The 25,023-nt window shown below is 72.3% G+C and carries 18 protein-coding genes and 1 pseudogene; 10 read left to right on the top strand and 9 right to left on the bottom strand.

Features of this window, described 5'->3' with window-relative positions; genetic code table 11:
• Positions 1-29: 29 nt before the first annotated feature.
• Positions 30-557 (bottom strand): GtrA family protein, encoded by a 528-nt coding sequence (locus R4Z63_RS12295; RefSeq protein WP_052031125.1) that lies wholly within the window; start codon positions 555-557, stop codon positions 30-32.
• A 197-nt stretch (positions 558-754) separates the two neighbouring features.
• Here R4Z63_RS12295 and R4Z63_RS12290 point away from each other — a divergent pair, with 197 nt between their 5' ends.
• The 4 genes from R4Z63_RS12290 to R4Z63_RS12275 all read left to right on the top strand — a co-directional run bounded on the left by R4Z63_RS12290 (position 755) and on the right by R4Z63_RS12275 (position 4,893).
• Positions 755-1,894, top strand: a complete 1,140-nt coding sequence (locus R4Z63_RS12290) for a 5-(carboxyamino)imidazole ribonucleotide synthase (RefSeq protein ID WP_078556799.1) — start codon at positions 755-757, stop codon at positions 1,892-1,894.
• Positions 1,891-2,427: a 5-(carboxyamino)imidazole ribonucleotide mutase gene (gene purE, locus R4Z63_RS12285; RefSeq protein WP_037925298.1), complete on the top strand. Its 537-nt coding sequence runs from the start codon at positions 1,891-1,893 to the stop codon at positions 2,425-2,427. The genes R4Z63_RS12290 and purE overlap by 4 nt, the downstream gene beginning before the upstream one ends.
• Positions 2,424-3,602 (top strand): dipeptidase, encoded by a 1,179-nt coding sequence (locus R4Z63_RS12280; protein WP_384447945.1) that lies wholly within the window; start codon positions 2,424-2,426, stop codon positions 3,600-3,602. The genes purE and R4Z63_RS12280 overlap by 4 nt, the downstream gene beginning before the upstream one ends.
• Before the next feature lie 208 nt (positions 3,603-3,810).
• A complete protein-coding gene (locus tag R4Z63_RS12275) occupies positions 3,811-4,893 on the top strand; it encodes a membrane dipeptidase (protein WP_384447942.1) in 1,083 nt (360 codons plus the stop codon).
• 123 nt (positions 4,894-5,016) lie between these two features.
• Here the strand turns inward: R4Z63_RS12275 and R4Z63_RS12270 are convergent, their stop codons facing one another.
• Positions 5,017-6,360 (bottom strand): UDP-glucose dehydrogenase family protein, encoded by a 1,344-nt coding sequence (locus R4Z63_RS12270; protein ID WP_037925304.1) that lies wholly within the window; start codon positions 6,358-6,360, stop codon positions 5,017-5,019.
• 202 nt (positions 6,361-6,562) lie between these two features.
• Here R4Z63_RS12270 and R4Z63_RS12265 point away from each other — a divergent pair, with 202 nt between their 5' ends.
• Both R4Z63_RS12265 and manB read left to right on the top strand, forming a co-directional pair.
• Positions 6,563-7,720, top strand: coding sequence for an acyl-CoA dehydrogenase family protein (locus tag R4Z63_RS12265; protein ID WP_037925307.1), 1,158 nt, complete (start codon positions 6,563-6,565; stop codon positions 7,718-7,720).
• Between the two features lie 349 nt (positions 7,721-8,069).
• Positions 8,070-9,152: a mannose-1-phosphate guanylyltransferase gene (gene manB / locus R4Z63_RS12260; protein ID WP_384447938.1), complete on the top strand. Its 1,083-nt coding sequence runs from the start codon at positions 8,070-8,072 to the stop codon at positions 9,150-9,152.
• A gap of 37 nt (positions 9,153-9,189) precedes the next feature.
• On the opposite strand, the pseudogene R4Z63_RS12255 reads toward manB, so the two are convergent.
• Positions 9,190-10,505, bottom strand: a pseudogene (locus R4Z63_RS12255) (LCP family protein).
• A 105-nt stretch (positions 10,506-10,610) separates the two neighbouring features.
• Here R4Z63_RS12255 and R4Z63_RS12250 point away from each other — a divergent pair.
• Positions 10,611-11,147 (top strand): acyl-CoA thioesterase, encoded by a 537-nt coding sequence (locus R4Z63_RS12250; protein ID WP_037925311.1) that lies wholly within the window; start codon positions 10,611-10,613, stop codon positions 11,145-11,147.
• 100 nt (positions 11,148-11,247) lie between these two features.
• On the opposite strand, the gene R4Z63_RS12245 is transcribed toward R4Z63_RS12250, so the two are convergent.
• Positions 11,248-12,741, bottom strand: coding sequence for an LCP family protein (locus R4Z63_RS12245; protein WP_483316549.1), 1,494 nt, complete (start codon positions 12,739-12,741; stop codon positions 11,248-11,250).
• Positions 12,742-12,930: 189 nt separating this feature from the next.
• Between R4Z63_RS12245 and R4Z63_RS12240 the strand changes: the two genes are divergently transcribed.
• On the top strand, positions 12,931-13,956 hold the full coding sequence (locus R4Z63_RS12240; protein ID WP_384447931.1) for a glycosyltransferase family 2 protein: 1,026 nt from the start codon (positions 12,931-12,933) through the stop codon (positions 13,954-13,956).
• A gap of 126 nt (positions 13,957-14,082) precedes the next feature.
• Here R4Z63_RS12240 and R4Z63_RS12235 read toward each other — a convergent pair whose 3' ends face one another.
• The 3 genes from R4Z63_RS12235 to R4Z63_RS12225 all read right to left on the bottom strand — a co-directional run bounded on the left by R4Z63_RS12235 (position 14,083) and on the right by R4Z63_RS12225 (position 19,968).
• Positions 14,083-17,580, bottom strand: a complete 3,498-nt coding sequence (locus R4Z63_RS12235; protein WP_491522538.1) for an LCP family protein — start codon at positions 17,578-17,580, stop codon at positions 14,083-14,085.
• Positions 17,581-17,802: 222 nt separating this feature from the next.
• A complete protein-coding gene (locus R4Z63_RS12230) occupies positions 17,803-19,044 on the bottom strand; it encodes an LCP family protein (protein ID WP_384447921.1) in 1,242 nt (413 codons plus the stop codon).
• Between the two features lie 174 nt (positions 19,045-19,218).
• Positions 19,219-19,968, bottom strand: coding sequence for a TIGR03089 family protein (locus R4Z63_RS12225; RefSeq protein WP_037925319.1), 750 nt, complete (start codon positions 19,966-19,968; stop codon positions 19,219-19,221).
• 140 nt (positions 19,969-20,108) lie between these two features.
• Here R4Z63_RS12225 and R4Z63_RS12220 point away from each other — a divergent pair, with 140 nt between their 5' ends.
• Both R4Z63_RS12220 and R4Z63_RS12215 read left to right on the top strand, forming a co-directional pair.
• Entirely contained in the window at positions 20,109-21,488 is a 1,380-nt protein-coding gene (locus R4Z63_RS12220; protein WP_384447918.1) for a peptidoglycan recognition protein family protein, read from the top strand.
• Positions 21,489-21,685: 197 nt separating this feature from the next.
• Positions 21,686-22,684, top strand: coding sequence for a DNA-3-methyladenine glycosylase family protein (locus R4Z63_RS12215; protein WP_384447916.1), 999 nt, complete (start codon positions 21,686-21,688; stop codon positions 22,682-22,684).
• Positions 22,685-22,720: 36 nt separating this feature from the next.
• On the opposite strand, the gene R4Z63_RS12210 is transcribed toward R4Z63_RS12215, so the two are convergent.
• Positions 22,721-24,019, bottom strand: coding sequence for a coenzyme F420-0:L-glutamate ligase (locus R4Z63_RS12210; protein WP_384447913.1), 1,299 nt, complete (start codon positions 24,017-24,019; stop codon positions 22,721-22,723).
• Positions 24,016-24,975, bottom strand: coding sequence for a 2-phospho-L-lactate transferase (gene cofD / locus R4Z63_RS12205; RefSeq protein ID WP_037925326.1), 960 nt, complete (start codon positions 24,973-24,975; stop codon positions 24,016-24,018). Before cofD ends, R4Z63_RS12210 begins: the two co-directional genes overlap by 4 nt.
• Positions 24,976-25,023 lie beyond the last annotated feature (48 nt).

Below are 25,023 nucleotides of genomic sequence, written 5' to 3'. Positions count from 1 at the left end.
TACTGGCGCAGGACACTAGACCAGGACGGCTAGTTGTTCGCGGGCTCCGGCAGCGGCTCGGACCTGCGCTCCGGCCGGGGCAGCGGCGCCGGTGCCGCTTCGGCGGCGGGCGGGGGGACGGGCGGCAGGGCCTTGAAGACCCAGGTCCGGTACGACCAGAAGCGGAAGACGGTGGCCGTACCGATCCCGATGAACTTGAAGACGTTGCTGGCGAGCGGGCCGTCCCAGCCGAAGCCGTAGGTGGCGGTGTAGAGCACGCCGTTCTCGATGACCAGGCCGAGCGCGCTGAAGCCGGCGAAGAGCGCCATTTCGCGGGTGCGGCCGCGCTGGGCGCGGTCCCGGTAGGCGAAGTAGCGGAAGCCGAGGTAGTTCGTGGCGATGGCCACGGTGGTGGCTATCACGCTCGCGCGGACCACCTGGAGGTCGGTGGTGCTGCGGATCAGGTTGAAGACACCCAGGTTGACCAGGACCCCCAGTCCGCCGACCGCCCCGAACTTGGCCACCTCGCGCACGAGGCCCCGTACGCGTGCGAGGACCGATCCGCGCTGCGTGGTCATCAGTAGGCCAGTCCTGTCGGTCACCGCCCCCTCACGGGGCGTCCGGTCTCCGTCAACCCACCCATGCTAAGTCTCCTCCCCGCGCTCCGTCTGTGCCTTCCCGCACCGTGCGACGCACGGCACATCGGGGGCGATGCCGGAGGGACACCCCCGGGGCCACGTCCGGATGGCGGAATACCGGCGGATACCCTGGAGGAGTGACGTTCCCGGTAGTCGGCATGGTCGGCGGCGGTCAGCTCGCCCGCATGACCCACGAGGCGGGTATCCCCCTCGGCATCAGATTCAAGCTCCTCAGTGACACACCACAGGACTCGGCGGCCCAGGTCGTGAGCGAGGTCGTCATCGGCGACTATCGCGACCTGGAGACGTTGCGTGCCTTCGCGCACGGCTGTGACGTGATCACCTTCGACCACGAGCATGTACCCACGGAGCACCTTCGGGCCCTGGAAGCGGACGGCATCCCCGTCCGCCCGGGGCCCGACGCCTTGGTACACGCCCAGGACAAGGGGGTGATGCGCGCCAAACTCGACGAGATCGGCGCGCCCAGCCCCCGCCACCGGATCGTGAGCGATCCGGCGGACGTGACCGCCTTCGCGGACGAGGTGGGCGGCTTCCCCGTCATCCTCAAGACCGTGCGCGGCGGCTACGACGGCAAAGGGGTGTGGTTCGTCCGCACCCCGCAGGACGCCGAGGCCCCGTTCAAGGCGGGCGTCCCGGTCCTCGCCGAGGAGAAGGTGGACTTCGTCCGCGAGCTCGCGGCGAACATCGTCCGCTCCCCGCACGGGCAGGCGGTCGCCTATCCCGTCGTCGAGTCCCGCCAGGTGGACGGGGTCTGCGACACGGTGATCGCTCCCGCGCCGGACCTCTCCGAGGAGCTGGCCGGCGAGGCCCAGGCCCTCGCCCTGCGCATCGCGCAGGAACTCGGCGTGACCGGTCACCTGGCCGTGGAGCTGTTCGAGACCACCGACGGCCGGATCCTCGTCAACGAACTGGCGATGCGTCCGCACAACAGCGGTCACTGGACCCAGGACGGGGCCGTGACCTCCCAGTTCGCCAACCACGTGCGCGCGGTCCTGGACCTGCCGCTGGGCGACCCGCGCGCCCGCGCCCCGTGGACCGTCATGGCGAACGTGCTGGGCGGGGACTACCCCGACATGTACGCGGCCTACCTGCACTGCATGGCCCACGACCCCCAGCTGAAGATCCACATGTACGGCAAGGACGTGAAACACGGTCGCAAGGTCGGCCACGTCAACACCTACGGCGACGACCTGGACGATGTGCTGGAGCGCGCACGCCACGCCGCCGACTACCTCAGAGGAACGGTCACGGAATGAGCACCACCGCCGCAGGCCCCGTCATCGGCATCGTCATGGGGTCCGACTCGGACTGGCCCGTGATGGAGGCCGCCGCCCAGGCCCTCGACGAGTTCGAGATCCCCTACGAGGTCGACGTCGTCTCCGCCCACCGGATGCCGCGCGAGATGATCGAGTACGGGGAGCAGGCCGCCGAGCGCGGCCTGAAGGCGATCATCGCGGGCGCGGGCGGAGCCGCCCACCTGCCCGGCATGCTCGCCTCGGTCACCCCGCTGCCGGTCATCGGCGTGCCGGTGCCGCTGAAGCACCTCGACGGCATGGACTCCCTGCTGTCGATCGTCCAGATGCCGGCCGGGGTTCCCGTCGCCACCGTCTCGGTCGCCGGCGCGCGCAACGCGGGCCTGCTGGCCGTACGGATGCTGGCCGCCCACGACACGGAGCTGTTGGCCCGGATGCGCGACTTCCAGCAGGAGCTCCGCGACCAGGCCACCGAGAAGGGCAAGCGGCTGCGCACCAAGGTCGCGAACTCGGAGTCCTTCGGGTTCGGCAAGTGAGCGCGGCGCAGCGCCTGGCGGAGGCGCGCGAGCTGCTGGCCGAGCACCCCGTCGTGGACGGTCACAACGACCTGCCCTGGGCGCTGCGCCAGCAGGTGCGCTACGACCTCGCGCAGCGGGACATCGCGGGCGACCAGTCCGCACACCTGCACACCGACATCCCCCGGCTGCGCGCCGGGGGGGTCGGGGCCCAGTTCTGGTCGGTCTACGTCAGGTCCGACTACGCGGGCGACGAAGCGGTCAGCGCCACCCTGGAGCAGATCGACGCCGTGGCCCAGCTGATCGACCGCTATCCCGGCGACCTGGTGCGGGCGCTGACGGCGGACGACATGGAGCAGGCCCGAGCCGGCGGCCGGATCGCCTCGCTGATGGGCGCCGAGGGCGGCCACTCCATCAACAACTCGCTCGCCACGCTGCGCGCCCTGCACCGGCTGGGCGTGCGGTACATGACGCTCACCCACAACGACACCATCGACTGGGCGGACTCGGCGACCGACGAGCCCCGGCACGGCGGCCTGACCGCATTCGGCCGCGAGGTCGTCCGCGAGATGAACCGCGTCGGCATGCTGGTGGACCTCTCGCACGTCGCCGAGACGACGATGCGGGACGCCCTCGCCGTCTCGTCCGCGCCGGTGGTCTTCTCGCACTCCTCGGCGCGCGCGGTCTGTGACCACCCGCGCAACATCCCCGACGACGTGCTGGCGCTGCTTCCGGCCAATGGCGGGGTGGCGATGGCCACCTTCGTGCCGAAGTTCATCCTGCCGGAGGCGGTCGAGTGGACCCTCGCCGCGGACGAGAACCTGCGGACGCACGGCTTCCACCACCTGGACACCACCCCTGCGGCGATGGCCCTGCACCGGGCGTTCGAGGCGGACCGTCCGCGGCCGGTGGCCACGGCCGCCACCGTGGCCGACCACCTGGACCACATGCGGGAGGTGGCCGGCGTCGACCACATCGGCATCGGCGGGGACTACGACGGGACGGCCTTCACCCCGTCCGGCCTGGACGACGTGGCCGGCTATCCGAACCTGGTCGCCGAACTCCTGGCGCGCGGCTGGTCCAGGGCCGACCTGGCGAAGCTGACCTGGTCCAACGCGGTCCGCGCGCTGCGCGACGCGGAAGCGGTGGCGCGCGACCTGTCGGCGACCCGGGGACCGTCGAACGCGGTGATCTAGGGCCCGTCCGGCAGATCGGGGGGCGGGCGCGCCGCCGGGTTCGCCGGGCCGCGGCACCGGTGCGGTACGGCCCCCGTCACCGCCCCAGTGCGGTGACGGGGTGTGACCGAGGTTCACTCGAACGCCGCACCTACCGGGCGTCCGCGGCGTGGCACGTGTCACGGTGTCAGCACCTCTCCCTGCTGCCGCCGAGACCGGAGCGAACGCCATGGCCGACCTGCAGGATGAACCCCACTCCGCGGGCATCGGGGCCCAGGACCTCCCGGCCCCCGCCGGACCCGAGACGAGGGCGAGCGCTCTCGAACGGGCCGCCGCGCTGCTGTCCGCCCACCCCGTGGCCGACGGGTGCAACACCCTGGTGTGGACCCTGCGTCAGAGCCCGTACCACGACATCGAGACCTCCGAAGCGGGCGTCGACACCGACATCCCGCGGCTGCGCGCGGGGGGAGTGGGGGCCCAGTTCTGGTCCCTGCTCGTGCCGCCGGAGGCCCCGTCCCGCGAGGACGCGGCCGGCGACTGGGCGGTCGCCGACACCCTGGAGCAGATCGATGCCGCGCTGACCTTGGTCCGCCGCTACCCCGACAGCCTCCGCCTCGCGCTCAGCGCCGACGACATGGCGGACGCCCGCAACCGCGGCCGCATCGCCTCGTTCCTCGGCCCCGTGCCGGGCCGGACGCTGACCGGTTCGCTGGGCGCGCTGCGCGCCTTTCACGCGCTGGGCGTACGGGCTCTGGCGCCGGCGGGAGCGCCCTGGGCGCAGGAGACGCTGACGGCCTTCGGTCACGAGGTCGTGCGGGAGGCGAACCGGCTGGGGATCCTGCTGGACCTCACGGGATGCGTGCCGGCGGTGGCCCGCCGGCTCACGGAGGCATCCAAGGCTCCGGTGGTTATCTCGAACACGGCGGCTGCGGCGCTGAACCCGCATCCGGGGAACGTGCCCGACGAGGTGCTCGCCCTGCTGCGCGAGGCGAACGGCCTCGCGATGGTCACCTTCGACGCCGCGCGCACTGGGGACTCCCTGCACGCGGTGGCGGACCACCTCGACCACGTACGGGCGGTCGCGGGCCCCGAGGGCGTCGGACTGGGAGCGGCCTTCGGAACCGAGCCGCCGGGCCCCCGCCCAACCGGTCTGACCGACCCCTCGGGCTATCCGCGGCTGATCGCGGAACTCCTGGACCGCGGCTGGCCGGAGTCCGATCTCGCCCTGCTCACCTGGGGCAACGCCCTCCGCGTGGTCCGCGACGCGGAATTCACCGCGCGCCGCCACCCCGGCCCTACCGCCCCCGTCTAGAGCCTGGCCGGCGGATCAAGGCGCGGTACTCGGGCACCCCCCGGCGACGCCTCCGGGCCCGGGGGTACGCGTCCGGGGGGCACGCGCCGCGCCGGGCGGACCCGCGCAGCCTCCCCGCAGGGGTCAGGCCCGGGGCCGGCCCATCGCCCGGTAGGTCCAGCCGGCGGCACGCCACCGCACCGGGTCCAGCGCGTTGCGACCGTCCAGCACGAGCCGGTCGGTGACGACGGAGGCGAGCTCCGCCGGGTCGAGGTCGCGGAACTCGCGCCACTCGGTGAGGTGGAGGACCACCTCCGCGCCCCGGGCCGCCGCGAGCGCGGAGTCCGCGTACCCGAGGGTCGGGAAGACCTGCCGGGCGTTGTCCATGCCCTTGGGGTCGTAGACGGTGACCTGGCCGCCCTGCAGGTGGATCTGGCCCGCCACGTTCAGGGCGGGCGAGTCGCGCACGTCGTCCGAGTCGGGCTTGAAGGTGGCGCCGAGTACGGCGACCCGCTTGCCGAGGAAGGACCCGCCGACGGCCTCGCGGGCCAGCTCCACCATGTGGCCGCGCCGCCGCATGTTGATGGAGTCCACCTCGCGCAGGAAGGTCAGTGCCTGGTCCGCGCCCAGCTCGCCTGCCCGGGCCATGAAGGCCCGGATGTCCTTGGGCAGGCAGCCGCCGCCGAAGCCGATTCCGGCGCGCAGGAACTTCGCGCCGATCCGCTCGTCGTAGCCGATGGCCTCCGCCAGCTTGACCACGTCACCGCCGGCGGCCTCACAGACCTCCGCCATCGCGTTGATGAAGGAGATCTTGGTGGCGAGGAAGGAGTTGGCGGCGGTCTTCACCAGCTCGGAGGTCGGGAAGTCGGTGACGACCAGCGGGGACCCCTCCGACACGGGGGTTTCGTACACCTCGCGCAGCAGCTTCTCGCCGCGCTCGCCCTGGACGCCGATGACGATCCGGTCGGGGTGCAGGGTGTCCTGGACGGCGAAGCCCTCCCGAAGGAACTCCGGGTTCCAGGCCAGCTCCACGCCGTCGCCCGCCGGGGCCAGCTCCGTCAGCTTCGCCGCCAGCCGCTGCGCGGAACCGACCGGCACCGTGGACTTGCCCACGACCAGCACCGGTCGCGTCAGGTGCGGGGCCAGCGAGGCCATCGCGGAGTCGACGTAGGACATGTCGCACGCGTACTCGCCGTGCTTCTGCGGAGTGTTCACGCAGACGAAGTGGACGTCGCCGAAGGCGCCCACCTCCTCGTAGGAGGTGGTGAACCGCAGCCGCCCGGTCGAGCCGGGCAGTCCGGCCACGTGCTTGGCCAGGAGTTCCTCCAGGCCGGGCTCGTACATCGGCACCCGGCCCGCGGCCAACATCTCGATCTTCTCCGGCACCACGTCCAGGCCCAGCACCTCGAAGCCCAGCTCCGCCATCGCCGCGGCGTGGGTCGCGCCGAGGTAGCCGGTGCCGATCACAGTGATCCTGAGGGGGGCCATGGGTGCTCCAGAGGTGCGGGGCCGTGTGCGGCCACTGAGCATAGTCGGGCCGACACACGGGGACGTTCCCCAGGAGCACCGTCTCTGTCACGCAGCTCACGTGGCCTTTCCATATCGCCATCCGTGACCGGGACACTAAACTTGGGTTACTTAACGGTAGTTAGCATCACGTATCGCGTATCACCCTGGGGAGTGAGAGATCTTGGCGGGTTCTGCCGACTTCGACCTGTACCGCCCGGCCGAGGAGCACGACATGCTCCGCGAGTCGGTCCGCTCGCTCGCCGAGGCGAAGATCCTGCCGTTCGCAGCCGCCGTCGACGAGGAGTCCCGCTTCCCGCAGGAGGCCCTCGACGCGCTGGTCGCCAACGACCTGCACGCCGTCCACGTGCCCGAGAGCTACGGCGGTGCGGGCGCCGACGCCCTCGCCACCGTGATCGTGATCGAGGAAGTGGCCCGCGTCTGCGCCTCCTCCTCCCTCATTCCGGCCGTGAACAAGCTCGGCTCCCTCCCGGTGATCCTCTCCGGCTCCGAGGAGCTCAAGGCCAAGTACCTCGGCCCGCTCGCCAAGGGCGACGCGATGTTCTCGTACGCCCTTTCCGAGCCGGACGCGGGCTCCGACGCCGCCGGCATGAAGACCCGCGCCGTCCGCGACGGGGACTTCTGGGTGCTCAACGGCGTCAAGCGCTGGATCACCAACGCGGGCGTCTCCGAGTACTACACGGTCATGGCCGTCACCGACCCCGAGAAGCGCTCCAAGGGCATCAGCGCCTTCGTCGTCGAGAAGTCCGACGAGGGCGTGTCCTTCGGCGCCCCGGAGAAGAAGCTCGGCATCAAGGGCTCCCCGACCCGCGAGGTCTACCTCGACAACGTCCGGATCCCCGCCGACCGCATGATCGGCGCCGAGGGCACCGGCTTCGCCACCGCGATGAAGACCCTCGACCACACCCGCATCACGATCGCCGCCCAGGCGCTCGGCATCGCCCAGGGCGCCCTGGACTACGCCAAGGGGTACGTCCAGGAGCGCAAGCAGTTCGGCAAGCCGATCGGCGACTTCCAGGGCGTGCAGTTCATGCTCGCGGACATGGCCATGAAGATCGAGGCCGCCCGCCAGCTGACCTACGCGGCCGCCGCCAAGTCCGAGCGCGTCGACTCCGACCTGACCTTCTTCGGTGCCGCGGCCAAGTGCTACGCCTCCGACGTGGCCATGGAGGTCACCACGGACGCCGTCCAGCTCCTCGGCGGCTACGGCTACACCCGTGACTACCCGGTGGAGCGCATGATGCGCGACGCCAAGATCACGCAGATTTATGAAGGCACGAACCAGGTTCAGCGGATCGTCATGGCGAGGAACCTGCCGTAGCCGCAGGGCTCCGGCCAGCGTGAACCAGGACGACCCCCGGCCACGGCCGGGGGTCGTCCTGTACGGGATCCGCCGCGGCGGAGCACCCCTCGGGCTCGCCGTCGCCGGGTTCGTCCCGGTACGGGGCGCCTGCGGAGGGACCGGCTCCGGGCGGCCCGGGCGGCAACTGCCCGCCCCCACCGGTCCGTTCACTCCCTGGCAGGGTGAACACCCGGTCATTCCATGACATACCGAGCGCGGAGCCCGTGCGGTGCGCGCGCAGTTCGACACATCCGGCACCGGCCTGAGGGCGCCCCCGGATGGGCTAAATTTGGACCTTCGTACGCCGGAATCGGTTGGGGAGAACGCAATGACGGAAGCGATCCTGCTGGTCGGCGGACAGGGGACACGGCTGCGTCCCGTGACGGTGAACACGCCCAAGCCCATGGTCCCCACGGCAGGCGTCCCGTTCCTCGCGCACCAGATAGCCAGGGCCGCCGCCGCCGGTGTCACCCACATCGTCATGGCCACCTGCTACCTCGCCGAGGTCTTCGAGCCCTACTTCGGGGACGGTTCCGATTTCGGTCTCAGCCTGGAGTACGTGGTCGAGGACGAGCCCCTGGGAACCGGCGGCGCCATCCGCAACGCCGGGCAGCGCCTGACCGGCGGCCCCGACTCCTCCGTCCTCGTCTTCAACGGCGACATCCTCACCGGCCTGGACATCCGTGGCCTCGTGGACGCGCACGAGGCGGCCGACGCCGACGTCTCCCTACACCTGGTGCGGGTCGAGGACCCGCGTGCCTTCGGCCTCGTCCCCACCGACCCCGACGGGCGGGTGCTCGCCTTCACCGAGAAGCCGCAGACGCCTGAGGAGATCATCACCGACCAGATCAACGCCGGCTGCTACGTCTTCCGCCGCAGCGTCATCGACTCCATCCCGGCCGGCCGCCCGGTCTCCGTCGAGCGCGAGACCTTCCCGGGCCTGCTCGCCTCCGGTGCCACGCTGCACGGAGTCACTGAGAACACCTACTGGATGGACCTCGGCAAGCCCGAGTCCATCATCCAGGCCTCGGCCGACCTCGTCCGCGGCGTCGTCCCCTCCCCGGCCGTTCCCGGCCGCCGCGGCGAGTCCCTGGTGCTGCCCGGCGCGCAGGTCGCCGCCGGAGCCAAGCTGTCGGGCGGCACCGTCGTCGGCGCCGGCGCCCGGATCGAGGCCGGTGCGGACGTCCAGGGCACCATCGTGCTCGGCGACGCGTTCATCGGCCCCGACGCGCAGGTGAACGCCAGCCTGATCGGCGCCCGCGCCCGTGTGGGTGCGCGGACCGTGCTGGACGGCGTCGTCGTCGGTGACGGCGCCGTCGTCGGCGCCGACAACGAACTGCGGGCCGGCGCCCGGGTGTGGTGCGAGGCGGAGCTGCCCGCCGCCGCCATCCGCTTCTCCCCGGACGCCTGAAGCCCGGCCCGGGGAGGCGGGCGGGTCGCCGCCGCGGTCAGTTGCCGCGGACGGTGACCTTCTCGTCGTTCTGGATCTGCTTCACCAGCTGCTGCACCTTCGCCTTGTCCCAGACGAGGTTGCCGCCGCGCTGGCCGGAGATCGGGATGTTCATCGACACACCGTCACCACCGTTGACGCCCTTCATCGCGAAGAACATCTGGCCCATGTCGTACAGGCTCATGTCCTTGTCGACGATGAGGGTGTCCAGGCCTGCACCGAGCATCGGGTAGAGCGCGAACGGGTTCAGGATCGTGGAGGGGGTCGCGGCCTGGTTGGCGAGCGCCGCCAGGAACTTCTGCTGGTTCTTCGTCCGCTGGAGGTCCGACTCGGCGAAGGCGTAGCGGGTCCGTACGAAGGCCAGCGACTGCTCGCCGTTCAGCGTCTGCCTGCCCGCCTTGAAGTCGGCGCCCGACTTCTCGTCCTTGAAGCCCTGCTCGATGTCGAGTTCGACGCCGCCCAGCGCATCCACGATGTTCGCGAAGCCGGCGAATCCGATCTCCGCGTAATGGTCGATCCGCAGCCCCGTGTTGTGCTCGACCGTCCGCACCAGCAGCTCGGGGGCCGTCCTCCGCGTACGCCGCGTTCAGCTTGACCCGCCGCCCCGTCCCGGCGAACTTCTTGCCGGACTCGGAGCCGACGAAGGAGGGGATCTCCACGTCCGAGTCGCGCGGCAGCGAGACCATCGTGTTCCCGCTGGAGCACTTCGCCAGGATCATCATCGAGTCGGTCCGCTTGCCCTCGGCCGAGCCGGTGTGGAGCTTCTTCTTCTCCTCGTCGGACATGCCCTCACGGCTGTCCGAGCCCACGATCAGGTACGTCGTGCAGTCGCCCTCCTTCGGCCGCTCGATGACCTTGGAGAGGTCCACCTCGCGGCGCACCTTGGAATCGGCCCAGAAGTAGGTGGAGACGGACGTCACGAGGAGCGCGGAGCCCAGCACGATCGAGCCGATCTTGATGCGCTTGCGCCAGTCCGGGGCCGGACCGGGCGCGCGCCCGGGGCCTCCGGGGCCCGACGGTCCGCCGGGACCCTGCGGCCGGCCCGGGGGCGCCGCCCGAGGGCGAGCCGTACACCTGGCCGGTGTTGTAGCCGCTGTCGAAACCGCCGTACGCGTCGTGGCCGCCGGCCTGCTGCTGGGGGACGCCGGGCGGCGGCCCGGCCGGGCGCTGCGGCCGCGGCGGCGCGGGCTGCGGGGGCCTGGGCGGCTGCTGGGGCTGCCGCTGGATGTGCCGCATCCGCTGCACGCCTTCGGGCTGCGGACGCGCGCTGCCGCGTCCGTAGGCGTCGTCACGACCTTCTGGCCAGTCATTCATGGGCCAAGGATGCCCGGCCGGGCAGCGCCTCCGACAGCCCGGGGGAGATTCCGTACCGGTGCTGTTGCAGAGCTGATGCCTCCACGACCCAACTAAGGTGTCCGTATGACACAGATACCGGGCGAGCTGCCCGGGAAGCCGACCGCCGCCTCCCGGACGACCCTCAGCCACATCATGACCGCCAACGACACCAACCTCCTCGGCACGGTGCACGGTGGCGTCATCATGAAGCTGGTCGACGACGCCGCAGGCGCCGTGGCGGGCCGTCACTCCGGCGGTGCGGCGGTCACCGCCTCCATGGACGAGATGGCCTTCCTCGCCCCCGTGCGGGTGGGTGACCTCGTCCACGTGAAGGCCCAGTGCAACTGGACCGGCCGCTCCTCCATGGAGATCGGTGTGCGCGTCCTGGCCGAGCGGTGGAACGAGTCCACCCCCGCCACCCAGGTCGGCAGCGCCTACCTGGTCTTCACCGCGGTGGACTCCGACGGCAAGCCCCGCCGGGTCCCGCCGGTGCTCCCGGAGACGGAGCAGGACGAGCGCCGCTACCAGGAGGCCCAGATTCGCCGCACCCACCGGCTCGCCCGCCGCCAGGCCATCGTGGCCCTGCGCGAGGAGCGCGCCGCCCAGGGCTTCGACGACTGACCTGCGACGACTGAGCTGCCGGGGCCCGTACGGCGCGGGCCCGGGACGGCGGCGCCCGCGGACCCTCCGGGGTCTCCGGCGGCCCGGGGCGGGAGCCTCCTCAGCCGCCGCAGACCACCTGATCGCCGCTGACGACACCGAGGGAGCCCTGGTAGGGGTCCTCCGCGCGCACCGGCACCACCTTGCGGTAGTCGGTGCCCGCGATCACGGTGACCGTCCGGCCCTGCCCGGCGACCGCCCGCAGCTCACTGCCCGGGAGCGCCGTCGCCACCGACCGCGCCGAGCGGTCCCAGCGGGGGTCGTAGGTGATCACCGTGCGCTTGACGTCGCGGCTCGCGCCGTTGCCCGGGGCCCGCGTGGTGTCGAAACCGGTGGCGCGCAGCGCGGAGTCGACGCGCCCGCCCAGCCCGTCGATCCGGGTCCCGTTCTCCACCTGGACCCGGACCTGCGCGGGGGGTACATCCACCGGTACCGCCGCGGGGCGGCCGGCGGCCCCCTTCCCGGTCCGGGCCGGGGCCAGCGGCCGGTCCTCGCGCAGCGCCTCGAAGAGCTTGGCGGCCTTCGGCTCGTCCCACTTCACGGTGGACCCGATGCCCTTGACGCGGAAGGAGGGGCTGCCGATCGGCACCGAGGCGAACTCGGAGGAGGAGGGGGTGAAGCCCCGCATCGCCTGCCCGAGCGCCAGCAGCTGTTCCGAGCCGAAGCCCCGGTCGGCGCGGACCGAGCCCAGCAGGGTGGAACTGAGCTCCTTGAACTTGACCGGGTTCAGCAGCACCCCGCCGGCGGTCGCCTGCTTGATCAGCGCGGCGACGAACCGCTGCTGGCGCTGCATCCGGCCGAGGTCGGAGGCACCGTCGACATGGCGCGAGCGCACGTACTGAAGGGCCTGCCCGCCGGTCAGCCGATGGGTGCCGGGCAGCAGGTCGAGGCCGGTGTTCGGGTCGCGCATGGTCTTGGCGGTGCAGATCTCCACGCCGCCCATGGCGTCGACCGTCTTCATGAAGCTGGTGAAGTCGACCTCCAGGTAGTGGTCGATCTTCACCCGGGTCATGTTCTCGACCGTCCGCACGGTGAGGTTGGGCCCGCCCTCCGCGTACGCCGCGTTCAGCCGCACGGGGTGCGGCTTGTGCTCCTTGCCGGTGACGAGGTCATGGTGCGCGGGCACCTCGGCGTAGCTGTCGCGGGGCAGGCTGACGACGCTCGCCCGCTCCTTGTCCGCCGACAGGTGCACCAGCATGATCGTGTCCGTGCAGTGGCAGGGCGCCCCGCCCAGGCGGTACTCGCGCTTCTCCTCGGGGCTGATCTTCTCCCGGCCGTCGGTGCCCACCAGCAGGAAGTTGATGCCGTGTCCGGCCTGCGGGCGGTTCTTCATGTCCTTGAACGGGTCCACCCGCTCGATCCCGGTGTCCAATCCGGTCATCACGGCGTGCCCGATGGCCCCGGAGCCCAGCACCGCCACCGACAGCCCGGCCGCGATCCGCAGCCCCCAGCGGGGCCGGCCCTCCCGGGGCCGGGCCGGTCCGCCGCCGCCGCGCCGCACGCGCTGCGGCCGGGGCGGGCCGGCGGGACGGATGGGGCGGTGCGGTTGGGGCACGGTGGACACCTCCGCGGGAGCACAGGGATACCGGTCGAAGGACGGGCCGGCCTTCGGGTGGCTCAGCCGGCTGATTCGACAGAACAGTAGGCCCATACGATCAGCCTCTGTCCTTACCGGTCGCTCGGCGCGCACCCGGTTCCCCCGTACGCGGTAACGTGACACCGATACCCGACCTTGAAGGACCACATGCCCGCCCAGCAGCCCGCAGTCTCGGTGATCATGCCGGTGCTCGACGAGGAGCACTACCTCCGCGAGTCCGTCCGCCACATCCTGGAACAGGAGTACGCGGGCGAGATGGAGGTGGTGATCGCACTCGGGCCGTCCACGGACCGCACCGACGAGATCGCCGCCGAACTCGTCGCCGAGGATCCCCGAGTCCACACCGTCCCGAATCCCACCGGCCGGACCCCGGCGGCGCTTAACGCCGCGATCAAGGCCTCGCGTCACCCGATCGTGGTACGCGTCGACGGCCACGGCATGCTCTCACCGAACTACATCGCCACCGCCGTCCGCCTTCTGGAGGAGACCGGTGCGCAGAACGTCGGCGGGATCATGCACGCCGAGGGCGAGAACGCCTGGGAGGAGGCCGTCGCCGCCGCGATGACCTCGAAGATCGGCGTCGGTAACGCCCCCTTCCACACCGGTGGTCGGGCCGGCCCGGCCGAGACCGTCTACCTCGGCGTCTTCCGCCGCGAGGCGCTGGAGCAGCAGGGCGGTTACAACGAGGAGTTCATCCGCGCCCAGGACTGGGAGCTGAACTTCCGCATCCGCGAAGCCGGCGGGCTGATCTGGTTCTCGCCCGAGCTGAAGGTCCAGTACCGTCCGCGCCGCTCGGTCAGGGCGCTGGCCAAGCAGTACAAGGACTACGGCCGGTGGCGGCACGTGGTGGCCCGCTACCACTCGGGCTCCATCAACCTGCGCTACCTGGCCCCGCCGGCCCTCGTCTGTGCGATCGCCGCGGGCGTGGTCGTGGGCGTGACCGTCAGCCCGCTGGGCTTCGCCGTGCCGGCCGGCTACCTCGCGGCCATCGCCGCGGGCTCCGTCCCGGCGGGCAGGGGGCTGTCGCCGAAGGCCCGGGTGCAGATCCCCCTCGCCCTGGCGACCATGCACCTGTCCTGGGGCTTCGGCTTCCTGACCAGCCCGCGCGCCCTGGCCGACAAGCTCATCGCGAGCCGCCGCCCGGCCGTGGTCCCCGGTGTCCCGCAGGCCTGAGGCACAGCAGCTCCTGTCGTCGAAGCAGCGCCGTCCGGGCGGGACTTCGACGGCAGGGACCGAGGGGCCCGGCGGGGAGAGCGCGCTCGTGCGCGGCCTCCCCACCGGGCCCCTCCTGTGTGCCCGCTACCAGGTGAAGCCGGGCTGGACCGCCATGCAGGCCTGGTCGTTGTCGCCGTTGAGCGCGTGGGCGGAGTCCGGCGCCTTGGTCGGGGCCGGCGGCGGCGGGGTGGGCGTGGCGCCGGTCCGCCAGTCCTTGCCGACGAACACGACGATCCCGGCGACCTGGTCGGACCTCTGCACCGAGCCGGCGGGCAGGCCGAGCGCGGTGGCCACGGCGGCCGCGTCGGCCGCCTGGGCGTCGGTGGCGTAGCGGACCACCGAGGTGTCCTCGGCGCCCGTCCGGTTGTCGGCGACGGCCTTGGTGAATCCCTTGCCGGTGAGCAGGGCGGCGACCTCGCTCGCCCGGCCCTTCGCGACGGCCTGGGCGCCGTCCTTGCCCCCGGTCGCGTTCCGGACGGCCACCGCGATCTTCGCGGGCGGCGCGGTCGTGGCGGCGGCCGCCGGTGCCGAGGTCGCCGGCTGGGCCGGGGCGGAGGGCGACGCGGGCGTGCCCGGGGTCGCGGTGGCCGCCGGGTTGCCCGAGCCCTGGCCGTCGAGGGGGATGTCCTCGCGGACCATCCGGAACAGGTCCTCGGCCTCGCCCGGCTTGGGCTCGACACGGCCGTCCAGGCCGGGCTTGGAGCTGTAGACCCAGGGCATGGTGGTCATGGTGATCCGGCCCGGCGGGACCTTCTTCAGCTCCATGCTGAGGTCGAACAGTTTGTCGATCTTGTTCAGGCCGGTGTCCACCACCATCGCCTCGATCGCCGCCTGGGCCAGGCTGTTGAGCTTGACCGGGTTGCTGAGCTTGGCGTTCTTGCGGAACTCCCGGGCCATCGAGTTCATGTACTGGTGCTGGGCGTGGGTACGGCCTATGTCGGTGCCGTCCTCGAAGCCGTACCGGGTGCGCAGCCACTGCAGGGCCGTCTCGCCCTGGATGACGCTCGTGCCCTTGGGCAGCTTCAGGCCGGAGCCCTTGCCGTCCCGGGTGCGGGAGTGCACGTTCTGCTCGACGCAGACCGGGACACCGCCGATGGCGTCGGCCATGCGGACCACGCCCTTGAAGTCGATCATCATGAAGTGATCGATGGGGATCTTGGTCAGTTCGGTCCAGGCGGCGACCGTGCAGCCCGGCCCACCGCGCTGGATCGACTCGTTCGTCTGGACGAGGCCCTTGCTGGCCGGGTGCACCGTCCCGCCCGGCTCGGTGCACTTGGGCATCATCAGCATCGTGTCGCGGGGCATCGAGACCACGGACATGTTGCTGCGGTCCGCGGACAGGTGCACCAGCATCTGGACGTCCGCGAGCGGCGGGCCGTCGAAGGTGTCCTTGGCTCCGCCGAGGGCCTGGTTCTCCGCGTCGTCGCGCGCGTCGGAACCGATGAGCAGGATGTTCAGCGGGGTCTGCCCGAAGGCGTTGGGCTTGGAACCGCCCAGCTTGTTCTCGCCGAGGTTCAGCGCGTCCGTCTGGATGCTGCCGTTCAGGTGCCGGTAGTAGAGGTAGCCGGCCGCCGCCGTCCCGAGTATGAGCAGGGACAGGATCGCGGAGACCCAGCGCAGCACGCGCCGGCGGCTCCTCGCGGGGGGACGGGTGCCGGCCGTGCGGGTCGGATCCGAGCCGTTCCGCTGGCGGGGCACCGTGCCGGGCGCGCCGGCCCCGCCGTCGGGTATGTCCCCGTCGGCCTGGGCGCCCGCCCCCTCCTCCCGCACGTCGCTGTGCCTCACGCGCATCCCCCTCAAAGGTCCTACTTGGTCATGGCTGTCCCGGTGCGACCGGGCACGTACCGCTACTTGGCGCAGACGGACTTGTCGGCCTGCGCCTGCTGGACGTCCTTGGACAGCTCCTGCGGCACCGGCGGCGCCAGCGGGGAACCCGCCTGCTGGAAGTCCGGACCCAGGGTCAGCTTCATCGGGGGTCTTCGCCGCCGCGTCCGCCGTGCCCATCTTCAGCGCGGTGGCCGGGAGTCCCAGGGCGTCCGCGAGCGCGCGGGCCTGGGCGGCCTGGTTGGGGGCGTACTCCAGCTGCGTGGCGTCCACCTTCGACGGGGCGTTGCCCTCGTTGCTGGCCTTTGACATCCCCTTGGTGTTCTGCAGCCAGTTCAGCGTGCCGGAGGCGGCGCCCTTGGGGCCGCCGCCGTTGTAGATGTTCACCCGTACATCCCCGGCGGGCGCCCGGTCGCCCTGGAGCAGCGCGTCCTGCTTGGCCTTCGCGTCGGCGTCGGCCGCGTCCTTGGCGGCCTGCTCCTTCTTCTCGACCTCCGTGAGCGAGACGTCCCCCCGGATCATCTGCAACAGGGGATCGGCCAGCGCCTTGTTGACCACCACGGTCGCCTTGCGGTTCGCGGGCTCGGCCGGGTTGTCAAGGACCGGCAGGGTGGTGAAGGTGATGTTCTTGAGGTCGATGTCCTTCAACTCGCTGGCGAGATCGGTGAGTTTGCCGATGGAACCCAAGCCCGGGTCCACGGTCAGCGACTTGGTGGCCGCCTCCGCCAGCGAGAAGAACTTCTTCGGACTGGTCAGCGTCTCCTTGGACTTCATCTCGCGCATCATCGAACCGAGGAACTGCTGCTGGGTCTTGATGCGGTCCAGGTCGCTCTGGTTGCCGAAGGCGTGCCGGGTCCGCACGAAGGCCAGCGCCTGCTCGCCCTCCAGCCGGTGCTCGCCCTCGGAGAGCTTCAGCTTGGAGTCCTTGTCGTCGACGGCCTTCTCCAGGCACACGGGCACGCCGCCCACCGCGGTGCTCAGGGTCTTCACCGCGTTGAAGTCGACCATCATGAAGTTGTCGACCTCGATGCCGGTGACCTCCTTGACCGTGCGCATCGTGCAGCCCGCGTCGCGGCCCTCCTGGCCCAGGCTGGTATTGAAGCGTGTGCCCTTCGTGCCGCGGATGGTCTTGGTGGTGCCGTCCGGCTGCTTCGTCGGGCAGTCGGGGATGTTGGTGATCAGGTCGCGGGGGATGGACAGCGCGGTGGCGTTGGAGCGGTCCTTGGCGATGTGGAAGAGGATCGTGGTGTCGGCGTGACCGACGCTGTCCTTGTCGCCGTACCCCTCGTTGCCCGCACCACTGCGCTTGTCGGTGCCGATGACCAGGATGTTGATGGCCTGGTCCTTCTTGAACCCGCCGGTGCCCGCGCCCGCGATGTCGGTGACGCTGAGGTTGCCGTTGAGGTGGTCGTAGTAGAGGTACGCGGCGGCGGCGCCGCCGACCAGCAGCAGGGCCAGGCTGCCGCTGGTGATCAGCAGGGCCTTCTTGCGCCGTCCGCCACCGCCGCCGCCCTTGCGCGAGCGGCCGCTCCTGCGGCCGCCGGGCGGGGCGTCGCCACGGCGCGGCTTGGGTACGCCGGGGGAGGGCGCGGTGGGGGCGGTGGGGGCCGACGAGGATCTACGGGGCGCGGCGACCTTGGGCCGCTCTCGCGCTGCGGAGTCGTTCAGTTGCAGCTCGTAGTGGCCGGTGCGGGGATTGAGCACCCACTGGTCTGCGGGGTCGATCTCGTCCGCCCGCCCACGGCTTTGCGCATCCACGGTTGCTCGAATCCTCCGTCGGGTGCCTCGCGACGCGCCTCCCCAAGGCGCACGGTCAACGATCCGGCTGCTGGTACCCGGTCTCCGGTCCGGCCGGGCACCGGATCGCTCACCTTATCCGTCCTGTTCGGCCGCAAACCATGGTGGTGACACATTCCACTCCCCTTATAACGGGGTGAACAGCCCATTCCACTCGGTCCGGTCGCCGGCTTTTGGATTGCTTTACCGGCACCCGGTGTGCCCTGCGGTCGTTCCTGTGAAGGTAGGGATGGGCGCGGAGGGGGTCGGGGTTCCCTCGCCGGCAGAATTCCCTTCCGGAGCGGCGTCCGTTGCCGTCGCGGCCGGGGTCGGGGCGGCGTTCCCGGGGGTCCGAGGCCGCGCCGAGGCCGTCGCCCCGGGCGGGGTCACCGTCAGCGGCCCGTCCTCCCTCAGCTGTCGGAACAGTCGCCCGGCGTCGGGCTCCACCAGTTCGTCCCGGTTGGGGTCGGGGGCGTAGGGGCGGCGCGGCACCGTCAGGAACGTCATGCGATCGGTCGGTATGTCCCGTATACCTCGGACGAGTTCGTACATGTCGCGCAGCGACGCCAGCCCGGGGTCGGTGGTCAGCGAGGAGGTGGCGGCGCTCAGCAGCGGGTACAGCCGTGCCGGGTTCAGCAGGACGCCGTTGCTCTGCACCTTCTTGACGAGCGAGCCGAGGAACTGCTGCTGACGCTCCATCCGTTCGGTGTCGCTGCCGTTGCCCAGGCTGTGCCGGGCCCGGACGAACCCCAGTGCCTGCTCGCCCCGCAGGGTCTGCCGGCCGGCGGGCAGCTTCAGCTTGGCCTGCACGTCGTCGATCGGCTGGGTGAGGCAGACGTCCACCCCGCCGACGGCGTCGACCATCCGCTTGAACCCGCTGAAGTCGATGACCATGTGGTGGTCGATGCGAATACCCGTGAGCTTCTCCACCGTCCGGATCGTGCAGGCGGCCCCGCCCCACTCGAACGCCCAGTTGAACTGAGCGAAGGAGCCCCCGGTGCGGCTTCCGTCCGGCTGCAGGCAGGAGGGGATCTCCGTCATCAGGTCCCGGGGGATCGACACGGCGGTCGCGCTCCGGCGCTCCTTCGGCAGGTGCAGCAGGATGGTGGTGTCCGAGCGCTGGGTGCCCTTGTCCTGCCCGTAGCCGGCGTTGCCCCTGCCCGCACGCGAGTCGGAGCCGATCAGCAGGATGTTCTGGGCGCCCGTGGCGAGGCGCGCCGGGCGTTCGCGCTCGTAGCGCTCCAGCTCGGCAGCGGCGGAGGTGTCCTCGGTGATGTTCGCGTCGAGCTTGCCGTAGAGCCACCACCCGGTGGCCGCCCCCGCCAGCACCAGCAGTGCGAGCCCCAGGCCGATCCAGCGCAGCAACCGGTGCCTGCGGTCCCGCGGAGGCCGTCGCCCGCCTCCGGCCGCATCGGTGCCGTCCGGTATGCCTGAGCTGTCCGTCACTGGCGTGTGTCCCCTCGCCGCTGCGAGCAGCCGTACGGGTGAGCACGGCCACTGCCGATCCTGCCCCCGGGGTGCCGGAGCGGCCCGGGGGCGGGGTCGTGTCTAGGGCCGTACGGGTGACAGATCAGCCGTTCCCGACATTGATCGGTCCGGGTGACGGAGCGCGCCCCGGTATCAGGCCGTGTGGGTGACGCGCTCGCTCTCGGTGCGCTGGGCCAGCGCCTCGGCGGACAGCCGCTCCAGGTTCCGGCAGAGCACCACGGAGGCCCCCGCGGCCAGTGCGGCGTACAGCCCCGCGGACAGCCCTTCCCAGGTGTCGTAGCCGAGGCCGGTCAGGATCCGCGACCCCTCGCCGAGGCCGAGCCCGGCCGCGTCCTCGCGGGCCCGGGCGACCAGCGCCGTGTGCGAGAGCTCCTCGCCGCCGACGACCAGCGCGGGACCCTCGGGCTGCACCGGGACGAAGGGGGCGAAGCGGTCGCCCTGTCCCGGCACCTCCACCGCGTAGTCCGCGAACCCCGCCGGAGGCTGCGGGAAGCGCCCGCCCAGCGGCCGCAGGGCCAGCGCCACCCGCTCGCCGTCGCACTCCAGCGCTCGTTCCAGCGTGTCCGGACCGCTGACGACGAGATCGGCGTCACCCGGTTCCCCGCCCACCGAGGCGACGACCCCGACCGCGTCGCAGGCGAGCAGCCACACGGCGCTCTGCCAGTGCGCGGGCAGCAGCAGCGCGAGCCGGTCCCCGGGCTCGGCTCCCAGGTCGCCCTGGAGCAGGTTCGCGGTCTTGGCCACCCAATTGGCGAAGGTCGCGACGGACAATTCGACGCGTTCGCCGGTGGCGTCGTCGTAGAAGGTGACGAGCGGGCGGCCCGGATCGGCCGCGAGCGCGGATTGCAGCAGGTCGGCAGGGGTGCGGTCAGTGGCGTTCACCCGGCACAGGGTACGCGGGCGCCCTCCTCCGTACGGGGGGCGCCGGTACCTCCGTACGGAGGAGGGGTGTCCGCGGGGCAGCGGACGGAGCATCAGATCTCGGATGGCGCCCCGCGGTGAGCGTGCCCACCATCCTTGTCATGCGTGGATTCCTTGCTTCCTCGATCGGCGTCGCGACGGCCGCCGCACTGGCCCTGCCCCTCGCGCTCCCGACTCCAGCACTCGCCGAAACCGTCCCCGTAACCCCGGCCGGGTCCACCCAGTCGCTGCCGCTCGTCCCCATGGGGGCCGCGGCGGACCGCATGCCCGGCGTCCCCGGGATGAGCGCCTCGCCCCGCGGCCCGGAGACGCAGGGGCTGCCCGCCCGTGAGGTCAGGACGTTCTCCCTCGTCGGTGTCGTCTGGGACGACGTCACCACCCAGCTCAACGGCCGCGTCCAGGTCCGTACGCGTTCCGTCCGGACCGCCACCTGGTCCGACTGGCAGGACGTCGAGGTCCACAACAGCGAGCACGCGGCCGACCCCGACGCGGTGGAGCGCGACTCCGGCCGGGTGCGCGGCGCCACCGCCCCCCTGTGGGTCGGTGAGTCCGACGGCGTGGAGGTCCGCGTCCAGGCGGAACCGGACGCCCCGGCCACTCCGGAGGGCACCGGGCTCCCCTCGGGCATGCGCATCGAACTCGTCGACCCGGGCGCGCAGGTGCCGGCCGGGTCCACCGACGGCAAGAACAGCAGCCCGGCCGACGACAAGGGCGAGGTGGTCGCGCCCGGCCTGACCATGGAGATGGCGGAGGCCTCCGCGGCGAACGTGCCGCACGCCCCGCTCGGCGCGAACGAGATCACCGAGCTCAACAAGGCCGACTCCACCGCCGACGCCGTCTTCGCCGGCGAACTCACCGCGGCAGCCGCCCCCTACATCGGGCCGCGCCCGCGGATCGTCACCCGCAGGGGGTGGGGCGCGGACGAGTCCCTGCGCGAGAAGGCCTTCGCCTACACGCGCACCGTCAAGGCGGCGTTCGTCCACCACAGCGCCTCCGGCAACAACTACGCCTGCAAGGACGCCCCGGCGGTGCTGCGCAGCCTGTACCGCTACCACGTGGTCAGCAGCGGCTGGCGCGACTTCGGCTACAACTTCGCCGTCGACAAGTGCGGCACGGTCTACGAGGGCCGCGCGGGCGGTGTCTCCAAGCCGGTCCTCGGAGCGCACACCATGGGCTTCAACACGGACAGCATGGGCGTGGCGGTGCTCGGCACCTTCACGAACTCGGCGCCGCCGGCGGCCGCCGTCGACGCGGTCGCCCGCCTCACCGCCTGGAAGCTCGGCCTCTTCGGCCGGGACCCGCGCGCCAAGACCACCCTCAAGTCGGGTGGCGGCAACCGCTACCCGAAGGGCAGGAACGTCTCGATGAACGTCATCTCGGGCCACCGGGACGGCTTCGCGACGGAATGCCCCGGCAGGCAGCTGTACGGCAAGCTCCCCACTACCCGCACCTCCTCGGCCAAGCTCCAGGGCCGCCCGTAGTCCCCGGGGCGGGCCGGCCGGCGGGCTCCGCCCGGAACCCGACGGCCCCGCCGCCCCGCCCCGCCCCGCCCCGCCCCGACCCGCCCCGGGCATGGCGGGCGGGGCCGCAACACGGTTGCCGCGTCCGCGTCCGTGGCTTCGCCCGCGGACGAAGCCACGGCTCCGGGGCGGGCCGGCCGGCGGGCTACGCTCGACCCATGGCCGGCCGCTTCGACCCCCTCGACCGGACCGCCGTGCGCGGCGGCCGCACCGACGTGCCCCCGGGCCGAGGCCGAGCCGCCGGCGCGGGTGCGAAGGAACGCCGCTGGCCCCCCGACGGGCCCGTCGACCTCGGCCTTACGCTCGGTCCGCTCCGCCGCGGCCCCGCCGACCCCACCTTCCGCACCACGCCCGACGGCTCCGTCTGGCGCGCCACCCGCACCCCCGACGGGCCCGCCACCCTCCGGGTCTCCCGGACCGGCACGGAGATCGAGGCCGAGGCATGGGGAGCCGGCGGTGCCTGGCTGCTCGACCAGCTGCCCGCACTGCTCGGTGCGGGCGACGACCCGGCGGTCTTCGTGCCGCGCCACCGCCTCGTGCACGCCAGCCACCGCCGCCGCCCGGGCCTGCGCCTGACGCGTACCGGCCTGGTGCTGGAGTCCCTGATTCCCACGGTGCTGGAACAGAAGGTCACCGCCGACGAGGCGTACCGGGCCTGGCGCCGACTCGTACAGCAGTACGGCGAGCCCGCGCCCGGCCCCCATGGGCAGAACCTGCACGTCATGCCCGACCCCCGCACCTGGGCGATGATCCCGTCCTGGGACTGGCACCGGGCCGGTGTCGACGCCAAGCGCTCCGACACCATCGTCCGGGCCGTACGCGTCGCGAACCGTCTGGAGGAGGCGGCGGCCATGGACCTGGCCGAGGCCGCGCGCCGGCTGGAGGCCGTGCCCGGCATCGGCCCGTGGACCTCAGCCGAGACCCTCCAGCGCAGCAATGGCCACCCCGACGCCGTCACCACCGGCGATCTGCACCTGCCCGGCATCATCGGCTTCGCCCTCGCCGGCGACCGCGACGCCGACGACGCCGCCATGCTGGAACTCCTCGCGCCGTACGCCGGCCAGCGCCACCGGGCGGCCCGCCTCGTCCTCCTCGCGGGCCGCACCCCGCCCCGCCGCACCCCCCGCATGCCCCGCGGCGACATCGGCCGCTTCTGAGGGGCAGGGCAGGGGGAGGAGGGGGCACGGCGGTCGTCAGCGGACCGCGACGAAGTCCTCCGCGGAGCGGCTCGGCCGCTGCGGCGGGGCCGCCGCCGGGTGGCCCACCGCCACCGCCCCCATCGGATCCCAGTCCGGCGGCAGCTCCAGGACCTCCCGCACCACGTCCCGGCAGAACATGGTCGAGGACACCCACGCCGATCCCAGCCGCTCACCGGCCAGCGCGACCAGCAGGTTCTGCACGCCGGCGCCCATGGCCACCACGAACATCTCCCGCTCAGCGGCGTCCCGCCGGGCGTGCCCGTAGTGGTGCGCCCCGTCCATCACCAGACACGGCACCACCAGGTACGGGGCGGCCCGCAGCACGTCCCCGCGCCGCACCCGCTTCGCGATGGACTCCTCGGACCTGCCGTCCGACCGCAGGTCCGCGATCCATGCGTCGCGCATCGCGTCGAGCAACCGCAGCCGTGCGGGCTCGGACTCCAGCAGCACGAACCGCCACGGCGTCGTGTGGTGGGGTGCCGGGGCGGTCACGGCCGCCGCCACCGCCCGCCGCACCGCGCCCGGGTCCACCGGCTCCGCCGTGAAGGCCCGTACGGTGCGGCGCTGCGTCACGGCTTCCCGTACCGCCTCCGAGGTGCCCAGCCGGAACATGTCGTCGGCCGGCGTGCGCACCAGGTCCCGCGCCGTCGCCCCCTCGCCCAGGACGTGCGCCAGTCCGCGCACGACGGCCACCGGCAGGCCGGCGGCCTTGCCCTTGACCAGATCGCCGGCGGCGGCGAGCTCGTCCGCCGTCGCCACCACGGTCGCGCTGAGCGGGTTGCCGTGGGCGTCGGTGGCGCCGCGCAGGTCGTCCAGGACCCGCACGCCGGCCGAGCCGATGGCGACGTCCGTCAGCCCGTTGCGCCACGGCCGCCCGAAGGTGTCCGTGACGACCACGCCCACGTCCACGCAGAGCGCGTCGCGCACTCCGGCGCGGATCGCGGCGGCCGAGGCGTCCGGATCCTCCGGGAGCAACAGCACGGTGCCGGGGGCGGTGTTGGAGGCGTCCACACCGGCCGCGGCCATCACCAGGCCCTGCCGGTTCTCGACGATCCGCAGGGTGCCCCGCCGCGCGACCACCCGTACGGTTTCCGCGTCGACGGCGGCCTCGCGCGACTCCGCCCGTACGATCCGCCCCTCGGCCTTGGACACGATCTTCGAGGTGACGAGCAGGACGTCGCCGTCGCACAGATCGGGGGCGGCCGTCGTGATCAGCTTGGCCAGGTCGTCGCCCGGCCTGACCTCCGGTATCCCGTCGACGGCCCGCACCTCGTACGAGGGGGCCGCCGTCACCGGGAGGCCTCCGCCAGCTCCAGCGCGGCCCGGGCCATCACGGCGGTGGCCGCCAGGTCGGTCATCATCAGCGGCACCGCGCGGCAGGTGATGCCGGCCGCCTCGACCTCGGCGACGGCGTCCGCGTCGGAGGTGTCGACGAGCCAGGCGTCGAGCAGTTCGGTCCCGTAGTGCAGGGCGACCGCGGCGGCGGTGGACTCGACGCCCACCGCGGCGAGCACCTTGTCGGCCATCCCGCGCACGGGCGCGCCGCCGACGATGGGGGAGAGGCCCACGACGGGGGCCCGGGCGGCGGCGACGGCGTCCCGGATGCCGGGCACGGCGAGGATCGTGCCGACCGAGACCACGGGGTTGGACGGCGGGAAGACGATCACGTCGGCCGCGGCGATGGCCTCCAGCACGCCGGGCGCGGGCTTGGCCTGCTCGGCTCCCACGGGTACGACGGCCTCCGCGTCCACCGAGGCGCGCAGCCGGACCCAGTACTCCTGGAAGTGGATGACCCGGCGCTCGCCCGTTCCGGCCTCGGTGATCGCGACGTGGGTCTCGACGCGGTCGTCGGACATCGGCAGCAGCCGCACCCCGGGCTGCCAGCGGTCGCAGAGTGCCTCGGTGACGGCACTGAGCGGGTAGCCGGCGCCGAGCATCTGCGTGCGGACGATGTGGGTGGCGAAGTCGCGGTCCCCGAGGCCGAACCAGGTGGGTCCGACCCCGTAGGCGGCGAGCTCCTCCTTGACGGTGAAGGACTCGTCGGTGCGGCCCCACCCCTGGTCCTCGTTGATGCCACCGCCGAGGGTGTACATCACCGTGTCCAGGTCGGGGCAGACCTTGAGCCCGAAGAGGTGAATGTCGTCACCGGTGTTGCCGATGACCGTGATGTCCGCGTCGGGCACCGCCGACTTGAGTCCGCGAAGGAACCGGGCGCCGCCTATACCGCCGGCCAGAACAACAATGCGCATGCAGACAGTCTGTCAGCCGAAGGCTGTCATGCGAGGGGTGGTGGTCGG

The sequence above is a fragment of the Streptomyces sp. PL-29 genome (assembly GCF_058344425.1).
The sequence above is the reverse complement of the archived record's forward strand: the minus strand, read 5'-3'. Positions and strand labels throughout refer to the sequence as shown.